Raw genomic sequence first — 19,747 nt, 5'->3', positions numbered from 1 at the left:
CCATAGCAAAACACTTCCCATAAGGCACGTAATGGAGTGAACTCCATTACCTGCCGCAACCGCCATTGCCCCAGGTGTCAGGGGAGTGCCGCACGCCGCTGGCTCGAGGCACGTCAGGCCGACCTGCTGCCGGTCGGGTATTACCACGTCGTCTTCACGCTACCCGCGCCGATTGGCGCAATCGCCTGGTACAACAAGGCGGTTATCTACGGACTGCTGTTCGACATTGCTGCCGATACGCTGCGTACCATCGCCGCGGATCCCAGACATCTTGGCGCGCAGATTGGCGCCACATTGGTGCTGCACACCTGGGGCTCGGCGCTCACGCATCATCCGCACGTACACGGTATCGTCCCCGGTGGTGGCCTGTCGCCCGATGGTGAGCGGTGGATTGCCTGCCGGCCTGGCTTCTTCCTGCCGGTGCGCGTGCTCTCACGCCTGTTCCGCAGGCGCTTCCTCGAGGCACTTGAGCAGGCACACCGGTGTGACCGGTTGCAGTTCTTTGGGGAGTATGCCGGACTCGCCGACCCGGCGGTCTTTGCCCGGTGGCTTGCGCCGCTGCGCACCTGCGAATGGGTCGTGTATGCCAAGCGTCCCTTTGCGGGACCCGAAGCGGTACTCGCGTATCTCTCACGCTATACACACCGTGTGGCCATCTCCAGCCAGCGCCTGCTCGCGTTCGATGAACGCGGCGTGACCTTCCGCTGGAAGGACTATCGTGAGAAGGGGCGCACCCGCTACAAGAGCATGACGCTGGAGGCTGGCGAGTTCATGCGCCGCTTCCTGCTGCATGTGCTTCCCGTGGGCTTCCATCGCCTCCGCCACTATGGACTGCTGGCGAATCCGGTACGCCGCGCCAATCTCGCGAAGGTGCGTGAACTGCTGCACGTCACGGCACAGGCCAACGCATCACCCGAAGACCCCGTCATCGAAACGCGACCAGCCTTCGTCTGCCGGCACTGCGGCGCGCCGATGATCGTCATCGATATCCTTGCGCGCACCGCACCGATTCGCGCACCACCCACGCTCGGGGGCGAGACGTGAGCGCAACTGTTCCAGGACGAACAACCACACTGTCGGCTCTGCGGCAACGCGGCCCACGAGCGGACGCTTGCGCCGGTCTCCGTGCGCAGGGCCTCGCACGACCGCTTCACCATCACAATGGCGCGATTGCATCGCTTCGCCGTGGCCTCACCGCCCAGCCGGCATCACGCCCGGCCGCATGTCCTGCAATACCGCAGTCCCTCCTGACCCATCAATCGCCATAGTCATCGACGCTTCCACTGCATCGGTGCACTCCGCGGTTTCCTCCCTTCAGGTTTATTCAACGCCTGCCCGCACATGCCGGCGCAAGCCCCACCAGCCCACGGAAATGGGCAGACGTCGAACAAACCTCAAGATTTGCCGACCGCCGCCCTTCCCTCTTCCGCATGCAGCGAGCACCCCAAGACTTTGCCGTGATAACGCGAGTTATCACCGCTACACCCCGGGCAACTCCGCGGCGTCTCCCCACGTGCTGACTCGTATGGTTCGGATGGGACGCAGGTTTAGAAAACATCCGCATCAATGCTAAGTATTCCTACATAAAACCGGTGGCAATTTCTTTTATGTCAAGTGCAAACGAATCGGGGGATGAACGAGGTGGAACAACCCTCTGAATCTCCGGACACCTATCACCTCTTAAAGTCGAGGATAGTCTTGTGACTGGTTTCAAGCCTAGCTAGGGTTTGATTCCACCGGTGCAGCTCATCATTCAAACAACGAGCTCACTCGACCTTCGATAGTGCGATAGTACTCCATCGTTGCGGCGATATCGGCATCGCCCAGATCACGCGACACCAACCACCGATTCAGGTACTAACCGGATGTGCGCACTGGCCGCACTCAAGCCCATCCTCGGTGCATCCAGCGCTGTCTGGACGGCCTCGCCGGTGTGCTGGAAATGATCCACCGGACTCGACGCCGGATCCAGCCTCGCGCTCCTATCCAAGGCCACCCAGAAAAGCTAAGCCCCACTTCCAGCTCGCGTACAAACTCGCTTCATGCTGTGAGGCTTAAGTCGAGAGCGTTGCCCCGCACAGGGGCAACGCTAATAAACCAATAAGAAATCAAGGAAAGACCAAAGCAGCAGGCGAACAACAAGGAAGAGTCAACTCCGCAGGCGAGCAAACCCAGCCTCAATTGGAAGCCGCAGCAGCACCCACACCACCCGCTCCGGCCGTCTTCACAGCCGCTGCTTCCCCCGGATGCTGAATAGCATAAATTTCCCGATTCCGGGCAATCGTCGCCTCACCAGGCGGATAGTCATCCTTAGGCGCCGGCACGAGTCCTTCAGCCTGGGCCTGCTGCAACTGGGCCAGCACTTCAGCCCGCGTCAACCCCGGCGAATTAGACTGAGCAAAAGCAGTCGACCCAATCGACAAACCAAGCGCGGCAACAGCAACAGCCAAAGCGGTAAAACGTTTCATGATGTCTCTCCGAATATGTGCAAGAAATGAGTGGCCTGAACCACGCTTCCCATTCTTGTCATTTCAGCTGTCGGAGCACTGACCTTCGGATTACCGTTTTGTTATCTACGCACCGCGCCTGAATCAGAGCAGAAAACCAAACTCCAGATAACAGAACGGTAATCTATCCGACCACCGCCGGTAAGCTCCACCCCCACACACTCCTGACTCACGAAGAAGCCGCGTCCCGCGCCGCCAGGCGTTGAAACAAACCGTGCGCTTCCCTCTGCCTCTTTTCAGGAAACCGTCATGTGGATCGTCAAGCTCGCGCTGCGCCGCCCATATACATTCGTGGTTCTTGCGGTGTTGATTTTTATCGTCGGCCCGCTCGCGATACTGCGTACACCCACCGATATCTTTCCGAACATCGACATCCCGGTGGTCAGCATCGTCTGGACGTATAACGGCTTTTCCGCACAGGACATGGCCAACCGCATCACGTCGAACTACGAGCGCGCGCTGACCTCCGACGTCGACGATATCGAGCATATCGAGTCGCAATCGCTGAACGGCGTCTCGGTAGTGAAAATCTTTTTTCACCCGGGCGCTGACATCAATCGCGCGATTGCCGAGGCGGCCTCCAATTCGGCTTCGATCCTGCGTGTACTGCCGCCCGGCACGTTGCCGCCGAACATCATCACGTACAACGCGTCGACGGTGCCAATCCTGCAACTCGGGCTCTCCAGCGACACGCTGTCCGAACAGCAGCTCTATGATATCGGCAACAGCCAGATCCGCACGCAACTGGCGACGGTGCAAGGCGCGTCGGTGCCGCTGCCGTTCGGCGGCAAGGTGCGGCAGATCATGGTCGATATCGATCCGCACGCGCTGCAGGCAAAAGGCCTGTCACCACTCGACGTGGTCAACGCCGTCAACGCAGAGAACCTGATTCTTCCGGGCGGCACCGCCAAAATCGGCACGAAGGAATACAACGTGCAGATGAATGGCAGCACTGACACGGTGGCCGCGCTGAACGACCTGCCGATCAAGACGGTAGCCGGCGGCGTGGTATATGTGCGCGACGTTGCCCATGTGCGCGACGGCTATGCGCCGCAAACCAACATCGTGCGCAGCGACGGCAAACGCGCGGCGCTCCTCACCATCGAAAAATCCGGCAGCACGTCCACCTTGACCATCATCCAGGAGGTCAAGGCGATGCTGCCGCATATCGCGGCGGGTTTGCCGAGCGCGCTGCATATCACCGCGCTGTCCGATCAATCGGTGTTCGTGAAGTCTGCCGTAGTGGGTGTAGCGCGCGAGGCCGTGATCGCCGCGGCCTTGACCGCGGTGATGATCCTGCTGTTTCTCGGTAGCTGGCGCGCCACATTGATCATCGCAGTGTCGATTCCGCTCGCGGTGCTCACCTCACTGATCGCACTTTCCGCGCTCGGCCAGACCATCAACATCATGACGCTTGGCGGGCTCGCTCTAGCGGTGGGTATTCTGGTCGACGACGCCACCGTCGCGATCGAGAACATTACGCACCATCTGGAGAACGGCGAGCCGCTGCACGACGCGATTCTGAACGGCTCGGGCGAAATCGCGGTGCCGACGTTCGTCTCGACACTATCCATCTGCATCGTGTTCGTGCCGATGTTTCTACTCTCCGGCGTGGCGCGCTATCTGTTCGTGCCGCTCGCCGAGGCGGTGGTGTTCGCGATGATCGCATCGTATTTCTTCTCGCGTACGCTGGTGCCGACCCTCGCGATGTATCTGATGCGTGCGCGCAGTAACGCGCCTGTCACGGGCAACGGACCGATTGCGCGCCTGATCCGCTTCCAGGCAGCCTTCGAACATCGCTTCGAGATGTTGCGCGAACGCTATCGCGGCGTGCTTGCGTCGGCTATCGCTAGCCCGCGCCGTTTCATTGCGATCTTTCTGCTGCTGTGTATCGGCTCGCTCGTCCTGGTGCCATTCTCCGGCCGCGATTTCTTCCCCGCTGTCGATACAGGGGAAATCCGCCTGCACCTGCGTGCGCCAACTGGCACGCGTATCGAAGACACCGCGCGCATCACCGATGAAGTCGAGGCCCGTATGCGCAGCGTGATCCCGAAGCCGGAACTCGCGGCCATGCTCGACAACATCGGCGTGCCGGTGAGCGGTATCAACCTGACCTACGATTCCTCCGACCCGATCGGCCCCGAAGACGCCGACGTGATGATCACACTCGCAGCCGGACACAAGCCCACCGCTGCCTATGTGGCGACGCTGCGCACCATGCTCTTCAAGGATTTCCCCGGCGTTACGTTCGCCTTCCTGCCCGCCGATATCGTCAGTCAGATTCTCAACTTTGGCTTGCCTGCGCCAATCGATATCCAGATCGTCGGCAACAAGCTCGACGCCAATCGCGTCGTGGCGAACCGTTTGCTTGCTCAACTGCGCGGTGTACGCGGCCTCGTCGATGCACGCATCCAGCAACCGGGCGACGAACCCGCGATCAACGTGAATGTCGACCGTACGCGAGCAATTCAGGCCGGCCTGTTGCAACGTGACGTGTCGCAGAACCTGCTGATCGCCCTCTCAGGCAGCTCGCAGACCACGCCGAATTTCTGGCTCGATCCGCACAACGGTGTCAGCTATCCGCTGATGGCGATGATGCCGCAGTACGACATCAACTCACTGCAGGCGCTGGCCAATATTCCAGTCGCGCAGAAGGGTGGCACGGTGGCGGCATCCGCTGCGGTAAGCGGCAACGGGCCCGCTCCGCAGAACCTGCTCGGCGCAATGAGCACGCTGACACGCGCCACCCAGCAAGCCGTCGTCTCGCACTACAACGTGCAGCCGGTGCTCGATATTTTTGCATCCGCGCAAGGTCGTGATCTCGGCGGTGTGGCGACAGATGTGAACCGCCTCGTCGATCAGATCCGGCCGCAATTACCGCCGGGCGCCTCGATTGTGGTGCGCGGCCAGGTGCAGGCGATGCACGACTCGTTCAGTGGCCTCGCAAGCGGTCTCGTGTTCGCGATCGCCCTCGTCTATCTGCTGATGGTCGTCAATTTTCAGTCGTGGCTCGATCCGTTCATCATCATCAGCGGCTTGCCGGGTTCGCTCGCGGGCATCGCGTGGATGCTGTTCAGCACAGGCACGACCGTGAGCGTGCCGGCACTGACCGGCACCATTCTGTGTATCGGCATTGCCACGGCTAACAGCATCCTCGTGATCAACACCGCGCGCGAATTCCATCACGGTGGCAAGCCGCCGCTGCAGGCCGCGCTCGAGGCAGGCTTCAGCCGTTTCCGTCCGGTGCTGATGACCGCGCTCGCCATGCTTATCGGCATGCTGCCGATGGCGCTCGGCCTCGGCGACGGTGGCGAACAGAACGCGCCGCTTGGCCGCGCGGTGATCGGCGGCCTTGCGCTTGGCACGATGTCCACCTTGCTGTTTGTTCCGGTCGTCTACGGGATGGTGCATGCGTGGCTCGATAAACGACGCGCCGCTCGCACCGCCGCGGAAGAATCCCGCGTTTCCGCCCGCACACTTTGACTCCGACGAGAACTAGCTCATGAACAATCCATCACTTCCGCCGGACCTCGGCGACAGGTCTGAACCGGCTGTTGAGGTTGATCGAGCCGCAGAAGCTGCTCGAGCCACCGATACCGCGCATGCCACTGAGACCGTTCAAGCGGCTCCGTCCGCTCAGCGCGCGAGCGGCAACGAATACTCGCACCCCACCGCCGCCGGAACCGAACGCTCAGCCGACATGACCACAAGCCCGAAGGCGCGTCGCCGCGTGTGGCCGTTCGCATTGGCTGGCCTCGCCGCAGCGTTACTGATCGTGGGCATCGTGCCGCGTCTATACGCAAGCGCCGCGCTGACACAACAGACGCAAGTGCAAAGCGTGCTCAGCGTGTCCGTGGTCACGCCGCGCCCCGCACCGGCCGTCAACGAATTACTGCTGCCTGGCGCGGTGACACCGTTCGCCGAAGCATCGATCTATGCGCGCACGAGCGGGTATCTGGCGCACTGGAACACCGACATCGGCGCCCAGGTGAAAAGCGGTCAGACGCTCGCTACGATCGACGCGCCCGATCTGGACGCCCAACTGCGCCAGGCCCGCGCCGACGAAGCCACCGCCCAGGCCAACTTCGACTTCGCGAAAACGACAGCGCAACGCTGGCAGGAGATGCTGAAAACCCAATCGGTCGCGCAACAGGATGCGGATACGAAAGTCAGCGACATGGAAGCGCGTCGCGCGATGCTGGCATCGGCGCAGGCCAATGTCGCGCATCTCGCCGAGCTGGTGTCGTACGAGAAGATCACCGCACCGTTCGACGGCACGATCACCGCGCGCCATGTCGATGTCGGCGCACTGGTGACGGCGGGCGGCACGCCCGGCACGGCGGGTATGTCGGGCGAGCTGTTTCATATCCAGCAGACCGGCGTGCTGCGCGTATTCGTCGACGTGCCGCAGAACGACGCGCCCTACGTGACGCCCGACACCGGCGTGTATCTGAGCGCACAGCAATATCCCGGGCGGCGCATTGCCGCAAAAGTCGCGCGCACAACCGGTTCGATCGATCCGTCGAGCCGCACGTTGCGCGTGGAGGTCGACGTCGACAACAAGGATGGTGCGTTGATGCCAGGCGCTTACGTGCAGGTGCATCTGCAGTTGCAGTCGACCACACCGGCGCTCAACCTGCCAGTCAGTGCCCTGCTCTTTCGCCCCGACGGCGTGACCGTCGCCGTGGTCGACGGCAATGGTCGTGCGGCGCTCAAGACGGTGCACATCGGCCGCGATTTCGGCACGCATGTGGAAATCACCACGGGCCTCGCGGCGACCGACCGCGTGATCGATAACCCCGGCGATTCGCTGAGTACCGGGCAGGCCGTGCAGGTCGCGCCGGCCGCGCACGGCTGAGCGCGAATGATCGAAAGGATGAGTCGAATGTATTCAATCTCTCTTTCACGCCCGTTGCTGCGCCGTTCGATTGTGGCCACGCTGATCGGCGCGCTGCTGAGCGCCTGCTCGACACTGCCGCCTTACCAGCGCCCGACCGCCGAGATCCCAACGCAATATGCGGGCGCGGCGCCCGGCTGGGCACAGGCCGCGCCTGCTGACACAGCGCCCCGTGGCCCGTGGTGGACGATCTTCAACGATCCGGTGCTGAATCAACTCGAAGCGCGCGTCGACGTCTCGAATCAGACCGTGCGCAAGGCGGTTGCGCAGGTGCAGCAAGCCCGTTCGATGGTGGACTATCAACGTGCGGGTTTTTTCCCGACCATCACCGCCGGTGCCGCACAGGATCGCTTCCGGACCTCGCAGAACGTCGAAGGCAAATCGCTCGCGGGCAAGACCGTGCCTGACTATTCGGCCGGCGTCTCGGCGAGCTGGGAGCCGGATCTGTTCGGCCGGGTGCGCGATAGCGTGACTGGCGCGAAGGCCGATGCCCAGGCTAGCGAAGCGGACCTCGAAGCCGTGCGCCTGTCGATGAGCGCCGATCTTGCTGTTGACTATTTCGCCTTGCGCTCGCTCGACACGCAAAAGAAGCTGCTCGACGACAGCGTGACCGCCTACGCCGCCGCCTTGAAGCTCCTGCAGCAGCAACTGAAGGACGGCGCGATCGATGCCTCCGCGGTCGCTCAGGCCACCACCCAACTCGAAGCGACGTGCACCCAGGACACCGATATCGACGTGACGCGCGCGCAGATGCAGCATGCGATTGCCACGTTGATCGGCGAACCGGCTTCGACATTCACGCTGCCGCCGAACGGCTCGGCTGCGACGCCGCCGGCGATTCCCGTAGGCGTGCCGTCGCAACTGCTCGAGCGGCGCCCCGACATTGCCGCCGCCGAACGGCGCGTGGCGTCGGCGAATGCACAGATCGGCGTGGCGCACGCAGCTTTCTTCCCCGATCTGGTGCTGTCGGCGAGCGCGGGGCTGGAGAGCACCTTCTTCGCGCCGTGGCTCAGTGCGCCGAGTTTGTTCTGGTCGCTCGGCCCGCAACTGGTCGGCACGCTGTTCGACGGCGGCAAGCGCACGGCCAGCCTGCATGGCGCGACGGCGCAGTACGACGGCGCGGTCGCGGATTACCGGCAGTCGGTGTTGGTGGCCTTCCAGCAGGTCGAAGACAATCTGTCCGCCTTGCATTCGCTCTCCGACGAAGCGACCAGCCAGCAGCGCGCGACTACGGCCGCCGATCTTTCATTGCGACTCACGACAAACCGCTTCAATGCGGGAGCCGTCAGTTATCTCGACGTGGTGACGGCACAGACGATCGCACTAACGAACGAGCGCACCGCGGATCAGATTGCGGCACGGCAGTTGGAGTCAAGTGTGCTGCTGTTGAAGGCGCTGGGTGGGACGTGGCACGGGCAGAGTGACACCGCAGCGATGTCGGATGTAGCAGCCGCCACAGCTCCGACTGCGCCAACCCCTAAACCCGCCGGAACGTAAGAACGAATCGCGTGCTCTGCGCATCGCTCTCCGCATGCACCGTGCCGCCGTGCAACTCCATGATCGTGCGGACAATGGCAAGCCCGAGCCCCGTCGACCCTTGCGACATACCGGACGAAGGCAAGGAACTGCGTGACGGATCGACGCGATAGAAACGGTCGAAAATCCGCTCGAGATGCTGGGCGCCGATCGGCTGCCCCTCGTTCGACACGGTTACGCGCACCGCATCGGCCGATGCGCGAACGTCGAGCGCGATCTCGCCGCCGGTCGGCGTATAGCGGATCGCATTGGCCAACAGATTGCTGACGGCGCGGCGAAACAGTTCAAGATCCGCCGTCAACGTTGCCGCGCCGGTGACCTGCACCCTGACATTCGCATCGTCGGCGATGCCCTCGAAGTATTCGGCAATCCGCGTCAGTTCGTGACCGGCATCGAATTTGCGCATGTGTTTGACGAACTGCGGATGCTCAGCGCGTGCAAGGAAGAGCACGTTTTCGATCATTCGCGAGAGCCGGTCGCACTCTTCCAGATTCGAGGCGAGCAAGGATTCATATTCGTCAGAAGAGCGAGGGCGAGCGAGCGCAACTTCCGCAGCGCCGCGCATGTTGCTAATCGGTGTACGCATATCGTGCGCAAGGTCGGCGGTGAAACGCGACAGACGTTGAAAGCCGTGTTCGACCCGTCCGAGCATGGCATTGAGCGCGTTCACCAGTGCTTCAAGTTCGCTCGGCACGCGCGCCACCGTGATCCGCGTATTCAGGCGATTGACCGTGACGAGGCCCGCACTCGCCGCGATATCGCGTAGCGGCCGCAACGCGGCACGAATCAGCAGATAGCTCAGCAGCATCGCCAGAATCACGCCGGCGGCGCCTGCCAGGTTGAGCTTGTCGCGATAGCGGTCGAGCAGCCGCCAGCGGTCGCTCATGTTGCGCGCGATCAGCACGGTCGCCGTGTCGCCGTTGTGCAGCCGCGCGTCCGTGAGGATGCCGCGAATCGGTGCGCCGTTGCGGCCAGTCCAGTTGCCGATATCCACGTCGGTGATGCGCGCCGTAGCGGGAATGCGCGTGAGCGGCGGCAGCGCGGCGATCGTCTTGACGCCGCCGGCTTCGGCGGTCTCGCCTGGATCATGGAGATCGCTTGCCGTGCCTGCTTCGCTCGTTCCATTGGGTGCAGCGGAAGCATCAGGCGCATTTGGGGCCGCCGAGGCAGCGCTGCTCGCCGCGCCGCCCTGCGCCGCAAACGTCTCTCCGGCGTTGTGCTCGATCGCCATGTGCCCATCGGGACCGAATACCTCCATCGACATCGCTTCATTGCCCAGCACGATGCTGCTCAACCGGTCGCCGTGCTCGCGAATCCCTTCCGACGTATCGAGTTCTTCAACGAGCCGCCGTGCATGGCGCGCGGCAAGCACAATGTCCAGATCGTCCTGCGCCTTGATCTGCTTCTCCAGCGCGAGGTACAGAAAACTCCCGACGAGCACGAACACCGCGAGCGTAGTGACACCGAAGGCAAGCGCGAGCGTCGCGGCGAGCGATCGGCCGCGCATCAGGCGGCGTCCTTCAGTTCGAGCACGTAGCCAACGCCGCGCACCGTATGAATCAGCTTGACGGGAAAGTTATCGTCGATCTTGGTGCGCAAGCGGCGGATCGCGACTTCGACGACATTGGTGTCGCTGTCGAAGTTCATGTCCCACACATACGACGCAATCTGCGTGCGGCTCAGCACTTCGCCCTGGCGGCGCGCGAGCAGTTGCAGCAGCGAGAACTCGCGCGGCGTGAGATCGATACGCGTGCCACCGCGTTTCACGCGACGGCGGTTCACGTCCATTTCCAGATCGCCCACCCTGATCAGTTCGCTTTCGCGCGGCGGCCCCCGGCGCGCCAGCGTGCGCACACGGGCCAGCAGCTCGACGAAGGCGAAGGGCTTGACGAGGTAATCGTCTGCGCCGAGCTCGAGGCCGCGCACCCGGTCGTCGACGTCGTCGCGCGCGGTGAGGAACAGCACCGGTGTGGTTCGCGTGCTGCGCAAGGTCTTGACGATGGTCCAGCCGTCCATGCCGGGCAGCATCACGTCGAGCACGATCACGTCGTACTCTTCTTCCTGCGCGAGGATCAGCCCTTGCGGGCCGTCGTTGGCTACATCGACCGCGTAGCCGGATTCCTCCAGACCTTTCTTCAGATACGCCGCTGTTTTCAGTTCGTCCTCGATTACCAGGATTCGCATCTGTTGCTCCGCTTTGCGTTGACAATGAAATCATACCGGCAAGCGCTCCGGCCGGTGATTACGTCCCGGTAATGTGCGTCCGCATGGCCACCGGCCACCAAGGGGCGAAGACCGGGCGCCGCTGGCCGCTGTCCCGTTGAACATGGTGAGCCGCAGTGTGCTGGCCGGCAGATGTGCACAGGGTCACCTTACCGGCGGCCGGATATCAACTTATCAAACGGCTTGGCGACTATTTGCCTGATCGTCAGCGGACGTCGGCAAAACGCCGGCTTTTTTGGTGCCGGCGTCGCTGTGATTGGGGCATCAGTCCTGCGCCGGTCGAATTCAGGCGGCCCTGGTATTGTCTGCGGCAGTCGAAGACCTGATTGGCGTTCACTTCTTGGGCTCGCGCGATCTGCGCCACCGAGCGACCGCTGGACAACGCCCATCGGATGAGAAGCGCCAAATTGTTGAGGAGACGCCACAACTATCTCAAGTTGTAGAACGCCGACTTGCCTGGGTAGCTGGCGATATCACCGAGGTCTTCCTCGATGCGCAGCAACTGGTTGTACTTCGAGATGCGGTCCGAACGCGACAGCGAACCCGTCTTGATCTGCCCGGCATTCAGGCCGACCGCGATGTCCGCGATCGTCGAATCTTCGGTTTCGCCCGAACGGTGCGAGATCACGGCCGTGTAGCCGGCGCGCTTGGCCATTTCGATGGCCGCGAAAGTTTCCGTCAGCGTGCCGATCTGGTTGATCTTGATCAGGATCGAGTTGGCGATGCCCTTGTCGATGCCTTCCTTGAGGATGCGCGTGTTGGTGACGAACAGGTCGTCGCCCACCAGCTGCACCTTCTCGCCGAGCTTGTCGGTCAGCGTCTTCCAGCCTGCCCAGTCGCTTTCGTGCATGCCGTCTTCGATCGACACGATCGGGAACTTGTCGGCGAGGTTCGCCAGATAGTCCGCGAATTCTGTCGACGACAGTTGCAGGCCTTCGCCGGCCAGCTGGTATTTGCCGTCGTGGTAGAACTCGCTGGCTGCGCAGTCGAGCGCGAGCAGCACGTCTTCACCAGCGCGGTAGCCTGCTTTCTCGATGGCTTGCAGGATGGTCGACAGGCATTCGTCGTTGCTGCCGAAGTTCGGCGCGAAGCCGCCTTCGTCGCCCACCGCCGTGCTCATGTCGCGATCCGACAGGATCTTCTTCAGCGGGTGGAACACTTCGGCGCCGCAGCGCAGTGCTTCGCGGAAGGTCGGCTGGCTGACCGGCACGATCATGAATTCCTGGATGTCCAGGCTATTGTTGGCGTGCGCGCCGCCGTTGACGATGTTCATCATCGGCACCGGCAGTTGCATGGCGCCCGAGCCGCCGAAGTAGCGGTACAGCGGCAGGCCGGCTTCTTCAGCGGCAGCCTTCGCAACGGCCATCGACCCGGCCAGCATCGCGTTCGCGCCGAGGCGCGACTTGTTGTCGGTGCCGTCGAGTTCCAGCAGGGTCTTGTCGAGGAAAGCCTGCTCGGAAGCGTCGAGGCCCATGATCGCTTCGGAGATTTCATTGTTGATGTGCTCGACGGCCTTCAGCACGCCCTTGCCGCCGTAACGGACGGCCTCGCCGTCGCGCAGTTCGATCGCTTCGCGCGAACCCGTGGACGCGCCCGACGGCACCGCGGCGCGGCCCATCGTGCCCGACTCGAGCAGCACGTCGCATTCGACGGTGGGGTTGCCTCGCGAATCGAGAATCTCTCGACCGATGATATCTACGATGGTGCCCATGGTTCCTTCAAAAAAGTGACCGCTGCGGATGCTTAGCTGAAACTGCCGAGGGTAACGGCTGATTACATTACTTTTAACAGTGCGACCCAAAATAGTCCCGTTACCCAAGAGTGCCGTTACCCAACTTGATGCTCACACCATTGCACCGAGTTTGGCTATTTGCAGGAGATTGGTAGTCCCTGATTCCCCAAATGGCAATCCCGCGGCAATCACCACCGAATCACCTTGAAGCGCAAAGCCTTCGCTCGCGGCCGCTTCGCAAGCGAGTTCGATCATCTCGCCGACGTCGTGTGCGTTTCTAAACGGCACCGCGTGGACACCCCAGACAAGGGCGAGTCTGCGAGCGATAACCACCGAAGGTGTCATCGCTATAATCGCTGTGGATACCCGTTCTCTAGCCGCGCGAAGGCTCGTGGATCCCGACGATGTGTACGTCACGGTGACTGCGGGCTCGAGTATCCGAACGACTTGCCGCAAGGCGCAACAAATTGCGTCTGCCGTTGTTGACTGCGCCTTGGTATGTGACGCATCGATTCCGGTTCGATACTCGGGATCGCGCTCGACCCGTTCAATGATCCGATTCATGACAGATACCGCGTCCAACGGAAATCTTCCACTAGCCGATTCCGCGGAAAGCATGACAGCGTCCGCACCTATGTAAATAGCGCCCGCCACGTCCGAGGTTTCCGCTCGCGTTGGAATCGGCGAATTTGTCATCGATTCGAGCATCTGCGTTGCGACGATGACGGGTTTTCCAGCTTCCCGACAGCGCCGGACGATTCGCCGTTGCAATTCTGGGATCTGTTCCGCAGGCAGTTCGACCCCAAGATCTCCCCGTGCCACCATAATCCCATCGCAACGCTCAATGATTTCGTCGAGATGCTCAATCGCAAGCGGCTTCTCAAGCTTCGCCATGATCCACGCCCGATCGCCGATGATGGCACGGGCTTCATCAATATCTTCCGGGCGCTGCACGAATGAGAGTGCAACCCAGTCGACCCCGTTCTCGAGCCCGAACGAAAGGTCCTCACGATCCTTGCGGGTAAGCGGCGATATAGGCAGCATCACGCCTGGAACGTTGACACCCTTCCTGTCCGTTATCCGACCTGCGACGATGACGGAGGTTTCGGCAAAGTCACTACCTTTCGCTTCTACACGCAGCTTCACCTTGCCGTCATCGAGCAACAACTCTGAGCCTGCTTCGATTGCTGCAAAAATTTCAGGGTGCGGCAAAGGCGCGCGTTCACTATCGCCCGCTGTCGGATCCAGGTCGAGCCGAAATTTTTGACCAACCGAAAGCTCGACCGCTCCGGCCTGAAACGTTCCGAGCCGGAGCTTCGGTCCCTGCAGATCCAGGAGGACACCGATCGGCCGACCGGATTCCTTTTCGAGGTTTCTGATGGCGGAAAGCCGTTGCAAGTGGTCTTCGTGGCTCCCGTGGCTGAAATTCAGCCTGAATACGTCAACGCCAGCATCGAATAGCCGTTGGATCATTCCACTTTCTGAGCTAGCCGGACCAAGAGTCGCGACGATTTTTGCATTGCGAGACCGCTTCATTTCAATTCTCCTGCTGATGGTCAGCGCTTTTCGGAAGTACTAGAACAGCGCGAAAGTCATTCACATTCGTCAGCGTCGGCCCACAAATGACGGAGTCCCCAAGCCCTCCGAAAAAGGTGTGGCCGTCGTTGTTATCAAGACTCGCCTGTGGGTTCATCCGACTCTTCCAGGCACGGTCTAACGTATTGGGTGAGATAAAGGCCCCTGCTATCTCGTCCCGACCGTCAACACCATCGGTATCACAGGCGATTGCATGCACCCCATCTTCGCCCTCCAGGGCAATGGCTAGCGACAAGAGGAATTCGACATTTCGTCCTCCACGCCCGTCGCCCTTCACCGAGACGGTGGTCTCGCCGCCGGAGAGCAAAATACAGGGCGCCTTAAAGGGCTGATTACGTCGGGCGACCTGGAGAGCAATTCCCGCCATGACCTTCCCGACGTCTCGTGCCTCACCTTCTATCCGGTCGCTCAATATGTGGCAAGGAATTCCTGCTGCCTTCGCAACCTCCGCCGCAGCCTCAAGCGCAATCTGTGGAGCGGTGATTATCCGATAGTCAGAACTCGCCAAAGAGGGGTTACCTGGCTTTATCGATTCTCCCGCCCCGCTCTCCAGGATTTGCATGGCGGCCAGTGGCATCGCAATGCCGTACCGTCGGATAATGTTCAACGCGTCCGCGCAGGTCGACGGGTCAGCAACAGTTGGGCCAGATGCGATATCGACCGCCGAGTCACCGGGCACATCCGAGATCAACAGCGTCAATAGTTGCGCCGGATGACATGCGGCAGCAAGACGCCCTCCCTTCACAGCCGAGAGGTGGCGACGAACGCAGTTGATTTCGCTAATCGCTGCGCCCGAAGTAAGCAACGCACGGTTGATATTCTTCTTTTCTTCCAAGGTTAATGGATCAAGCGGCAAAGACAGCAGCGATGACGCACCTCCAGACATAAGGCAAATTACGAGATCGTCTTGGGTCAGCCCGCTTACCAGGTCGAGCATGGTCTGGGTTCCGCGCAAGCCATTAATATCGGGAACTGGATGCGCTGCTTCGACTATCTCGATCCGGTCGCATTGGACAGCATACCCATATCGCGTCACCACCATGCCCGTCAGTTCACCAGGCCAGATCTTCTCGAGCGCACTGGCCATCGAAGCCGATGCCTTTCCCGCGCCGATCACAATCGTCCTGCCCCTTGGCGGAGGGGGCAGAAACGGCGCTATGCATCGCGACGGCTGAGCAGCATCCACAGCAGCCGAAAACATGTTGTTAAGCAACTCGCGTGGCTCGTTCTTCATTACAGTATGTGGCTCATTTGGCGTAGGACGATCGGTCGATGCTCATGCGTGAACATCGAATCGTCGCAAACAATACAGAACATGATGGGCATTGGCAGCGTTTGCGAGACGTGGAAATTCGCCATGATTTCAAGCGCGCACCATCGCCGAGCGATCCCATGCTTTGCCGCAGTGCGCTGCGAACACGCTAAACAGTTGCTGCGCGCTTGCCGTGTTCGGCAGCGCGATGCCCAGCTTGCGTGCATCGATCCCTTCTTTCCCTAACACCACAACAGCTGCGTCAACCGCTCTCATCCTTGCATGTCATATCCTTCAATTATCTCTTGGACGAACTACACGTCATTGATACTTTATTAGTACGTCTTAGTTTGCATAAGGTCAAAAAAAATCACATAAGTCGGTATCAAATGTATTGAATCGATCGACGGTTAGTGAAAAATTCAGTCCGGTCTCAAGCAGCTGATGTCCTCGTCAACATTGCTCAGCTATGCTCAAAACACGGCGATTGCGACCTCAAAATCCCATTCGAGGAGGACGCCGCCCCAACGAACCGATGGTGCTTAAACGTTTCGGAGCGGCTGTCAACGATTGCTGACGACTCGGTGGCCTGGGCCGGGCTAGATCGAATAGGTGGCGACGAGCGGTCGGACGTCCGGCCTGGCAATCGCCCAACCTTCGGCTTTGATATGCGGATGCAAAGGAAGAGAACGGCATACCCGAAGTATGCAATGCCGTTCAGTACCGATCGCAGGCCAGTCACATCGCACACCAGCCACTCCTCCGGCGGGCGGAAAGCCAACTATCCGGGGCGATACCAGGTTAATGATGCAAAGTCGGGATCATCCACGACAGCACGTGCTGTTGCAGAATCACGAGCAGTCCAAGAAGGAACGTCAGAAATACGCTATGCCAGAAGGTCCGTGCGAAAACGATGCCTTCCTTCCCCTTCAATTCCGTCGTTGAAACGCCAGTCGCGATGTTTTGCGGCGAAATCATCTTCCCCATCACCCCGCCGGACGAATTGGTTGCCGCCATCAAGACTGGGTCAAGCCCCAATTGTCGGGCCGCCACGACCTGCAAGTTGCCAAACAGCGCGTTGCCCGACGTATCGCTTCCGGAGAGAAACACCGCTATCCAGCCGAGCGACGCTGATACCAAGGGAAAAAATGCTCCCGTCGACGCCACGCCCAAGCCTAACGTGTAGCTCATCCCCGAATAGTTGAGCAGATACGCCAGCCCTACAATCATCATTACGGTTGCTATGGCAATCCGCGTCTGTCGCCACGTTTTGACTACGCAACCGAAGAAGTCACCCACACCAGTTCGAGTCCAAAGGGTCGTGATAATTGCCGCCAGAAGAATTGCTGTCCCGGTCCCCATCGGCTGGAAATCCCAGACCGCCGCGTAAGGCTTGTTATAAAGCGTGACAAAGACGGCGTTGTGCAAGCCCGGCCACTGAACTTTGAGGTCGCCAATTGTAGCGATCTGCGCATGAACCCAAACGATGACCACTACAGAGACCACGATCCAAGGCATCCAACCACCGTAGCCTATGCGCTTGCTACCGGTCGCGATGTCCGCAGACCGGACCACTGCAAACGCTGGGTCTGGCTCTGGCTTCCAAACTTTGAGAAACGCTATCGTCACGATTAACGAGGTTAGCGAGGCGAGCACGTCGGTGAGTTGATAGCCCAAATAATTGGAGGTTATGAACTGCGTGAAAGCAAAACTTCCACCCGATACGACAAGGGCCGGCCACAACTTTCCGATTGACCGGATTCCCCCATACATTGCAACGACATAGAACGGCAGGAGGAATGCGAAGAACGGCAGTTGTCGACCGACCATGGCAGCGAGCGTGTCCGACGGGAGCGACGTCACCGCGCCAAGCACTGTGATTGGTACCCCAAGCGCACCAAAAGCCACCGGAGCCGTATTGAAAATCAGGGCGTAAGTAAGTGCCTCAAGCGTTGGGAAGCCGAGTCCGACGAGCAGCGCGCTGGTAATTGCAACTGGAGTACCGAATCCTGAAATACCCTCAAGCAAACAGCCGAACGAAAAGGCGACAACAAGCAGGACAAGGCGTCTGTCGTCAGGTAAGTGATCTAGCATCCACTGACGAAACTGGTCAAAACGCCCGGACTTAACCGCAATGTTGTAAAGCAGTAGAGCGGTGAACACGATCCACATAACCGGGAGCAGCGCGAGAGCCATTCCGGCAGCAACCGAGTTGAAAGCAAGACCGGCAGGCATGCCCCAAATTGCTATGGCGATAGCTAGTCCAGTGATCAGGCCTGCGAGGGAAGCCTGCCACGCAGGGCGACGCAGAATGCCAAGCATTACAAGTGCAACGACAATCGGTATCGCAGCTACCACGAACGAAAGTAGCAGTGAGTTGCTCACAGGGGTAAGCGGCTGCGTATAAACCGCCCCTGCTGATAACGGAATTGCTGGATTCATTCTGCCTCCTGTACCCGATTATTTCGGATAGCTTTTGATTTATGTGAACCGGTTCGACGGCAGAAAAATGCCGTCGCCTAAGGTACATGGGACGCCGCACAAGGGCTCCGCCCCGATCGACACCAACTTCCAAGCCGCGGATCGAGGTAGCTCGAAGGTCGGAATTCAAATCGGCTGGACAATTTGCGCCGGAACACACTTGGCCACAGGCTCACCGGTGTGCTCCTAAACGAGATTTTAATTTCTTGAAGAGCGTCACCGCCCACCTTTGAGACTGCGACGCAAATTGCGATTGCGGCTCAAACGTAGCATCCGATGCGTCCTCACGCGCGTTCCGAAAGCGACTCCTCCACGAGTTCGATCCAGTGACGAACCGGAGTCCGGCTTGCACCGTTCAGATGCGTCTGGCAACCGATGTTGGCGGTGACGATCGTATCCGGCTTACCGCTCTCGAGTGCGTTAAGCTTGTTCTCGCGAAGCTTTGCTGCCAATACGGGCTGGGTAATCGAATATGTACCAGCCGAGCCACAGCACAGGTGAGCGTCTGGGACTGCTGTGAGATCGAAGCCCAGCTGCTGAAGAATACGTTCAACGGCTCCCCCCAGCTTCTGCGCGTGCTGCAAGGTACACGGGCAGTGAAACGCGACGCGCTGGGTAGCCCCACCTCTTAACTCGTTCAACGGCTCTGCCGCAAGAATTTCAGCAAGATCACGGGCCAGCGCGCTGACGCGTTCCGCCTTGTGAGCGTACGCTGGATCGCGCTGCAGCAATTCGCCATACTCTTTGACGAAGGCACCGCATCCACTCGCCGATATTACAATTGCTTCTGCGCCCGCTTCGATTGCGGGCCACCATGCATCGATATTCCGTTTTGCACGCTCAAGCCCAGTTGCGTGAGCCCCGAAGTGATAATCGGTTGCGCCACAGCAACCAGCCTCCTTAGCAGGGGAAACGCTAATACCAAGTCTGTCCAGCACGCGTGCAGCCGCTGAGTTCGTGTTCGGCGACAGCGAGGGTTGGACGCAGCCTTCGAGCATCAACATACGACGCTGATGCTGAGTTGGTGGCCGACGTTTCGCTGCGACATGGCGAGCCGGAATTTTCTGCTTCACTGAAGCTGGCAACAGCGGATGCAGTGCCCGACCCGCCTTGAGCGCAGTAGCAAACACTCTTGAGCGAGGTACTACATGGCGCAAAGCAGCGCGAAGCAACCTATCGGTTGTTGGCCGCGCAACGCGACGCTCGACCTCCGCACGGCCGATATCAAGAAGCTTGTGGTACTGCACTCCCGACGGACACGTGGTTTCGCAGTTGCGGCAACTAAGGCATCGGTCGAGATGAAGCTGCGTTTCCGCAGTGACAGGTTCCCCCTCGAGTACCTGTTTGATCAAATATATGCGCCCGCGCGGACCGTCGAGTTCATTACCAAGCAACTGATAGGTCGGACATGTTGCGTTGCAGAACCCGCAATGTACGCAAGAGCGGAGAATGCCCGCCGCTTCATCTGCGCGCTCGAGCTTCTTTGCTTCTTCGCTGAGATTCGTTTGCATCGGATTACTCGC

At 60.3% G+C, this 19,747-nt stretch carries 11 protein-coding genes and 2 pseudogenes; 4 read left to right on the top strand and 9 right to left on the bottom strand.

The genetic code is table 11. From position 1 onward, the window contains the following. Positions 1-36: 36 nt before the first annotated feature. A pseudogene (locus tag B0G80_RS24840) lies at positions 37-1,044 on the top strand (IS91 family transposase); the annotation flags it as partial. Between the two features lie 1,133 nt (positions 1,045-2,177). Here the strand turns inward: B0G80_RS24840 and B0G80_RS24830 are convergent. Further along, entirely contained in the window at positions 2,178-2,468 is a 291-nt protein-coding gene (locus B0G80_RS24830; RefSeq protein ID WP_116120437.1) for a DUF4148 domain-containing protein, read from the bottom strand. A gap of 288 nt (positions 2,469-2,756) precedes the next feature. On the opposite strand from B0G80_RS24830, the gene B0G80_RS24825 reads away from it, so the two are divergent. The 3 genes from B0G80_RS24825 to B0G80_RS24815 all read left to right on the top strand — a co-directional run bounded on the left by B0G80_RS24825 (position 2,757) and on the right by B0G80_RS24815 (position 8,901). Continuing rightward, a complete protein-coding gene (locus B0G80_RS24825) occupies positions 2,757-5,990 on the top strand; it encodes an efflux RND transporter permease subunit (protein WP_116120436.1) in 3,234 nt (1,077 codons plus the stop codon). A gap of 217 nt (positions 5,991-6,207) precedes the next feature. Then, on the top strand, positions 6,208-7,365 hold the full coding sequence (locus B0G80_RS24820; RefSeq protein ID WP_408968211.1) for an efflux RND transporter periplasmic adaptor subunit: 1,158 nt from the start codon (positions 6,208-6,210) through the stop codon (positions 7,363-7,365). 27 nt (positions 7,366-7,392) lie between these two features. Beyond that, positions 7,393-8,901, top strand: coding sequence for an efflux transporter outer membrane subunit (locus B0G80_RS24815; protein ID WP_116120432.1), 1,509 nt, complete (start codon positions 7,393-7,395; stop codon positions 8,899-8,901). On the opposite strand, the gene B0G80_RS24810 is transcribed toward B0G80_RS24815, so the two are convergent. From B0G80_RS24810 to glcF, 8 genes and pseudogenes are all read right to left on the bottom strand, one after another. Further along, positions 8,882-10,447: a heavy metal sensor histidine kinase gene (locus B0G80_RS24810; protein ID WP_116120431.1), complete on the bottom strand. Its 1,566-nt coding sequence runs from the start codon at positions 10,445-10,447 to the stop codon at positions 8,882-8,884. The two genes, B0G80_RS24815 and B0G80_RS24810, sit on opposite strands and share 20 nt — an antisense overlap. Next, positions 10,447-11,124: a heavy metal response regulator transcription factor gene (locus B0G80_RS24805; RefSeq protein WP_116120429.1), complete on the bottom strand. Its 678-nt coding sequence runs from the start codon at positions 11,122-11,124 to the stop codon at positions 10,447-10,449. Before B0G80_RS24805 ends, B0G80_RS24810 begins: the two co-directional genes overlap by 1 nt. Positions 11,125-11,590: 466 nt before the next feature. Then, a complete protein-coding gene (gene eno / locus B0G80_RS24795) occupies positions 11,591-12,874 on the bottom strand; it encodes a phosphopyruvate hydratase (RefSeq protein ID WP_116120425.1) in 1,284 nt (427 codons plus the stop codon). 132 nt (positions 12,875-13,006) lie between these two features. After that, entirely contained in the window at positions 13,007-14,431 is a 1,425-nt protein-coding gene (gene pyk, locus B0G80_RS24790; RefSeq protein ID WP_116120423.1) for a pyruvate kinase, read from the bottom strand. Position 14,432: 1 nt separating this feature from the next. Then, positions 14,433-15,725, bottom strand: coding sequence for a glycerate kinase (locus B0G80_RS24785; RefSeq protein ID WP_116120421.1), 1,293 nt, complete (start codon positions 15,723-15,725; stop codon positions 14,433-14,435). Positions 15,726-15,823: 98 nt separating this feature from the next. Beyond that, positions 15,824-15,968: pseudogene (locus B0G80_RS24780) on the bottom strand (2-hydroxy-3-oxopropionate reductase); the annotation flags it as partial. Between the two features lie 576 nt (positions 15,969-16,544). Further along, positions 16,545-18,185 (bottom strand): L-lactate permease, encoded by a 1,641-nt coding sequence (locus tag B0G80_RS24775; protein ID WP_116120419.1) that lies wholly within the window; start codon positions 18,183-18,185, stop codon positions 16,545-16,547. A gap of 323 nt (positions 18,186-18,508) precedes the next feature. Further along, positions 18,509-19,735, bottom strand: coding sequence for a glycolate oxidase subunit GlcF (glcF, locus tag B0G80_RS24770; protein WP_116120417.1), 1,227 nt, complete (start codon positions 19,733-19,735; stop codon positions 18,509-18,511). Positions 19,736-19,747 lie beyond the last annotated feature (12 nt).

Origin of the sequence: Paraburkholderia sp. BL6669N2, assembly GCF_003387275.1 — a bacterium.
Taxonomy (GTDB): Bacteria; Pseudomonadota; Gammaproteobacteria; order Burkholderiales; family Burkholderiaceae; genus Paraburkholderia.
Note: the sequence above shows the minus strand (reverse complement) of the source record. Positions and strands in the feature narration are given on the sequence as shown.

Bases quoted from the DNA above. Each gene is read 5' to 3' on its own strand.
- B0G80_RS24830 (WP_116120437.1), bottom strand. From the start codon at position 2,468: ATGAAACGTTTTACCGCTTTGGCTGTTGCTGTTGCCGCGCTTGGTTTG.
- B0G80_RS24825 (WP_116120436.1), top strand. From the start codon at position 2,757: ATGTGGATCGTCAAGCTCGCGCTGCGCCGCCCATATACATTCGTGGTT.
- B0G80_RS24820 (WP_408968211.1), top strand. From the start codon at position 6,208: ATGACCACAAGCCCGAAGGCGCGTCGCCGCGTGTGGCCGTTCGCATTG.
- B0G80_RS24815 (WP_116120432.1), top strand. From the start codon at position 7,393: ATGTATTCAATCTCTCTTTCACGCCCGTTGCTGCGCCGTTCGATTGTG.
- B0G80_RS24810 (WP_116120431.1), bottom strand. From the start codon at position 10,447: ATGCGCGGCCGATCGCTCGCCGCGACGCTCGCGCTTGCCTTCGGTGTC.
- B0G80_RS24805 (WP_116120429.1), bottom strand. From the start codon at position 11,124: ATGCGAATCCTGGTAATCGAGGACGAACTGAAAACAGCGGCGTATCTG.
- eno (WP_116120425.1), bottom strand. From the start codon at position 12,874: ATGGGCACCATCGTAGATATCATCGGTCGAGAGATTCTCGATTCGCGA.
- pyk (WP_116120423.1), bottom strand. From the start codon at position 14,431: ATGAAGCGGTCTCGCAATGCAAAAATCGTCGCGACTCTTGGTCCGGCT.
- B0G80_RS24785 (WP_116120421.1), bottom strand. From the start codon at position 15,725: ATGAAGAACGAGCCACGCGAGTTGCTTAACAACATGTTTTCGGCTGCT.
- B0G80_RS24775 (WP_116120419.1), bottom strand. From the start codon at position 18,185: ATGAATCCAGCAATTCCGTTATCAGCAGGGGCGGTTTATACGCAGCCG.
- glcF (WP_116120417.1), bottom strand. From the start codon at position 19,735: ATGCAAACGAATCTCAGCGAAGAAGCAAAGAAGCTCGAGCGCGCAGAT.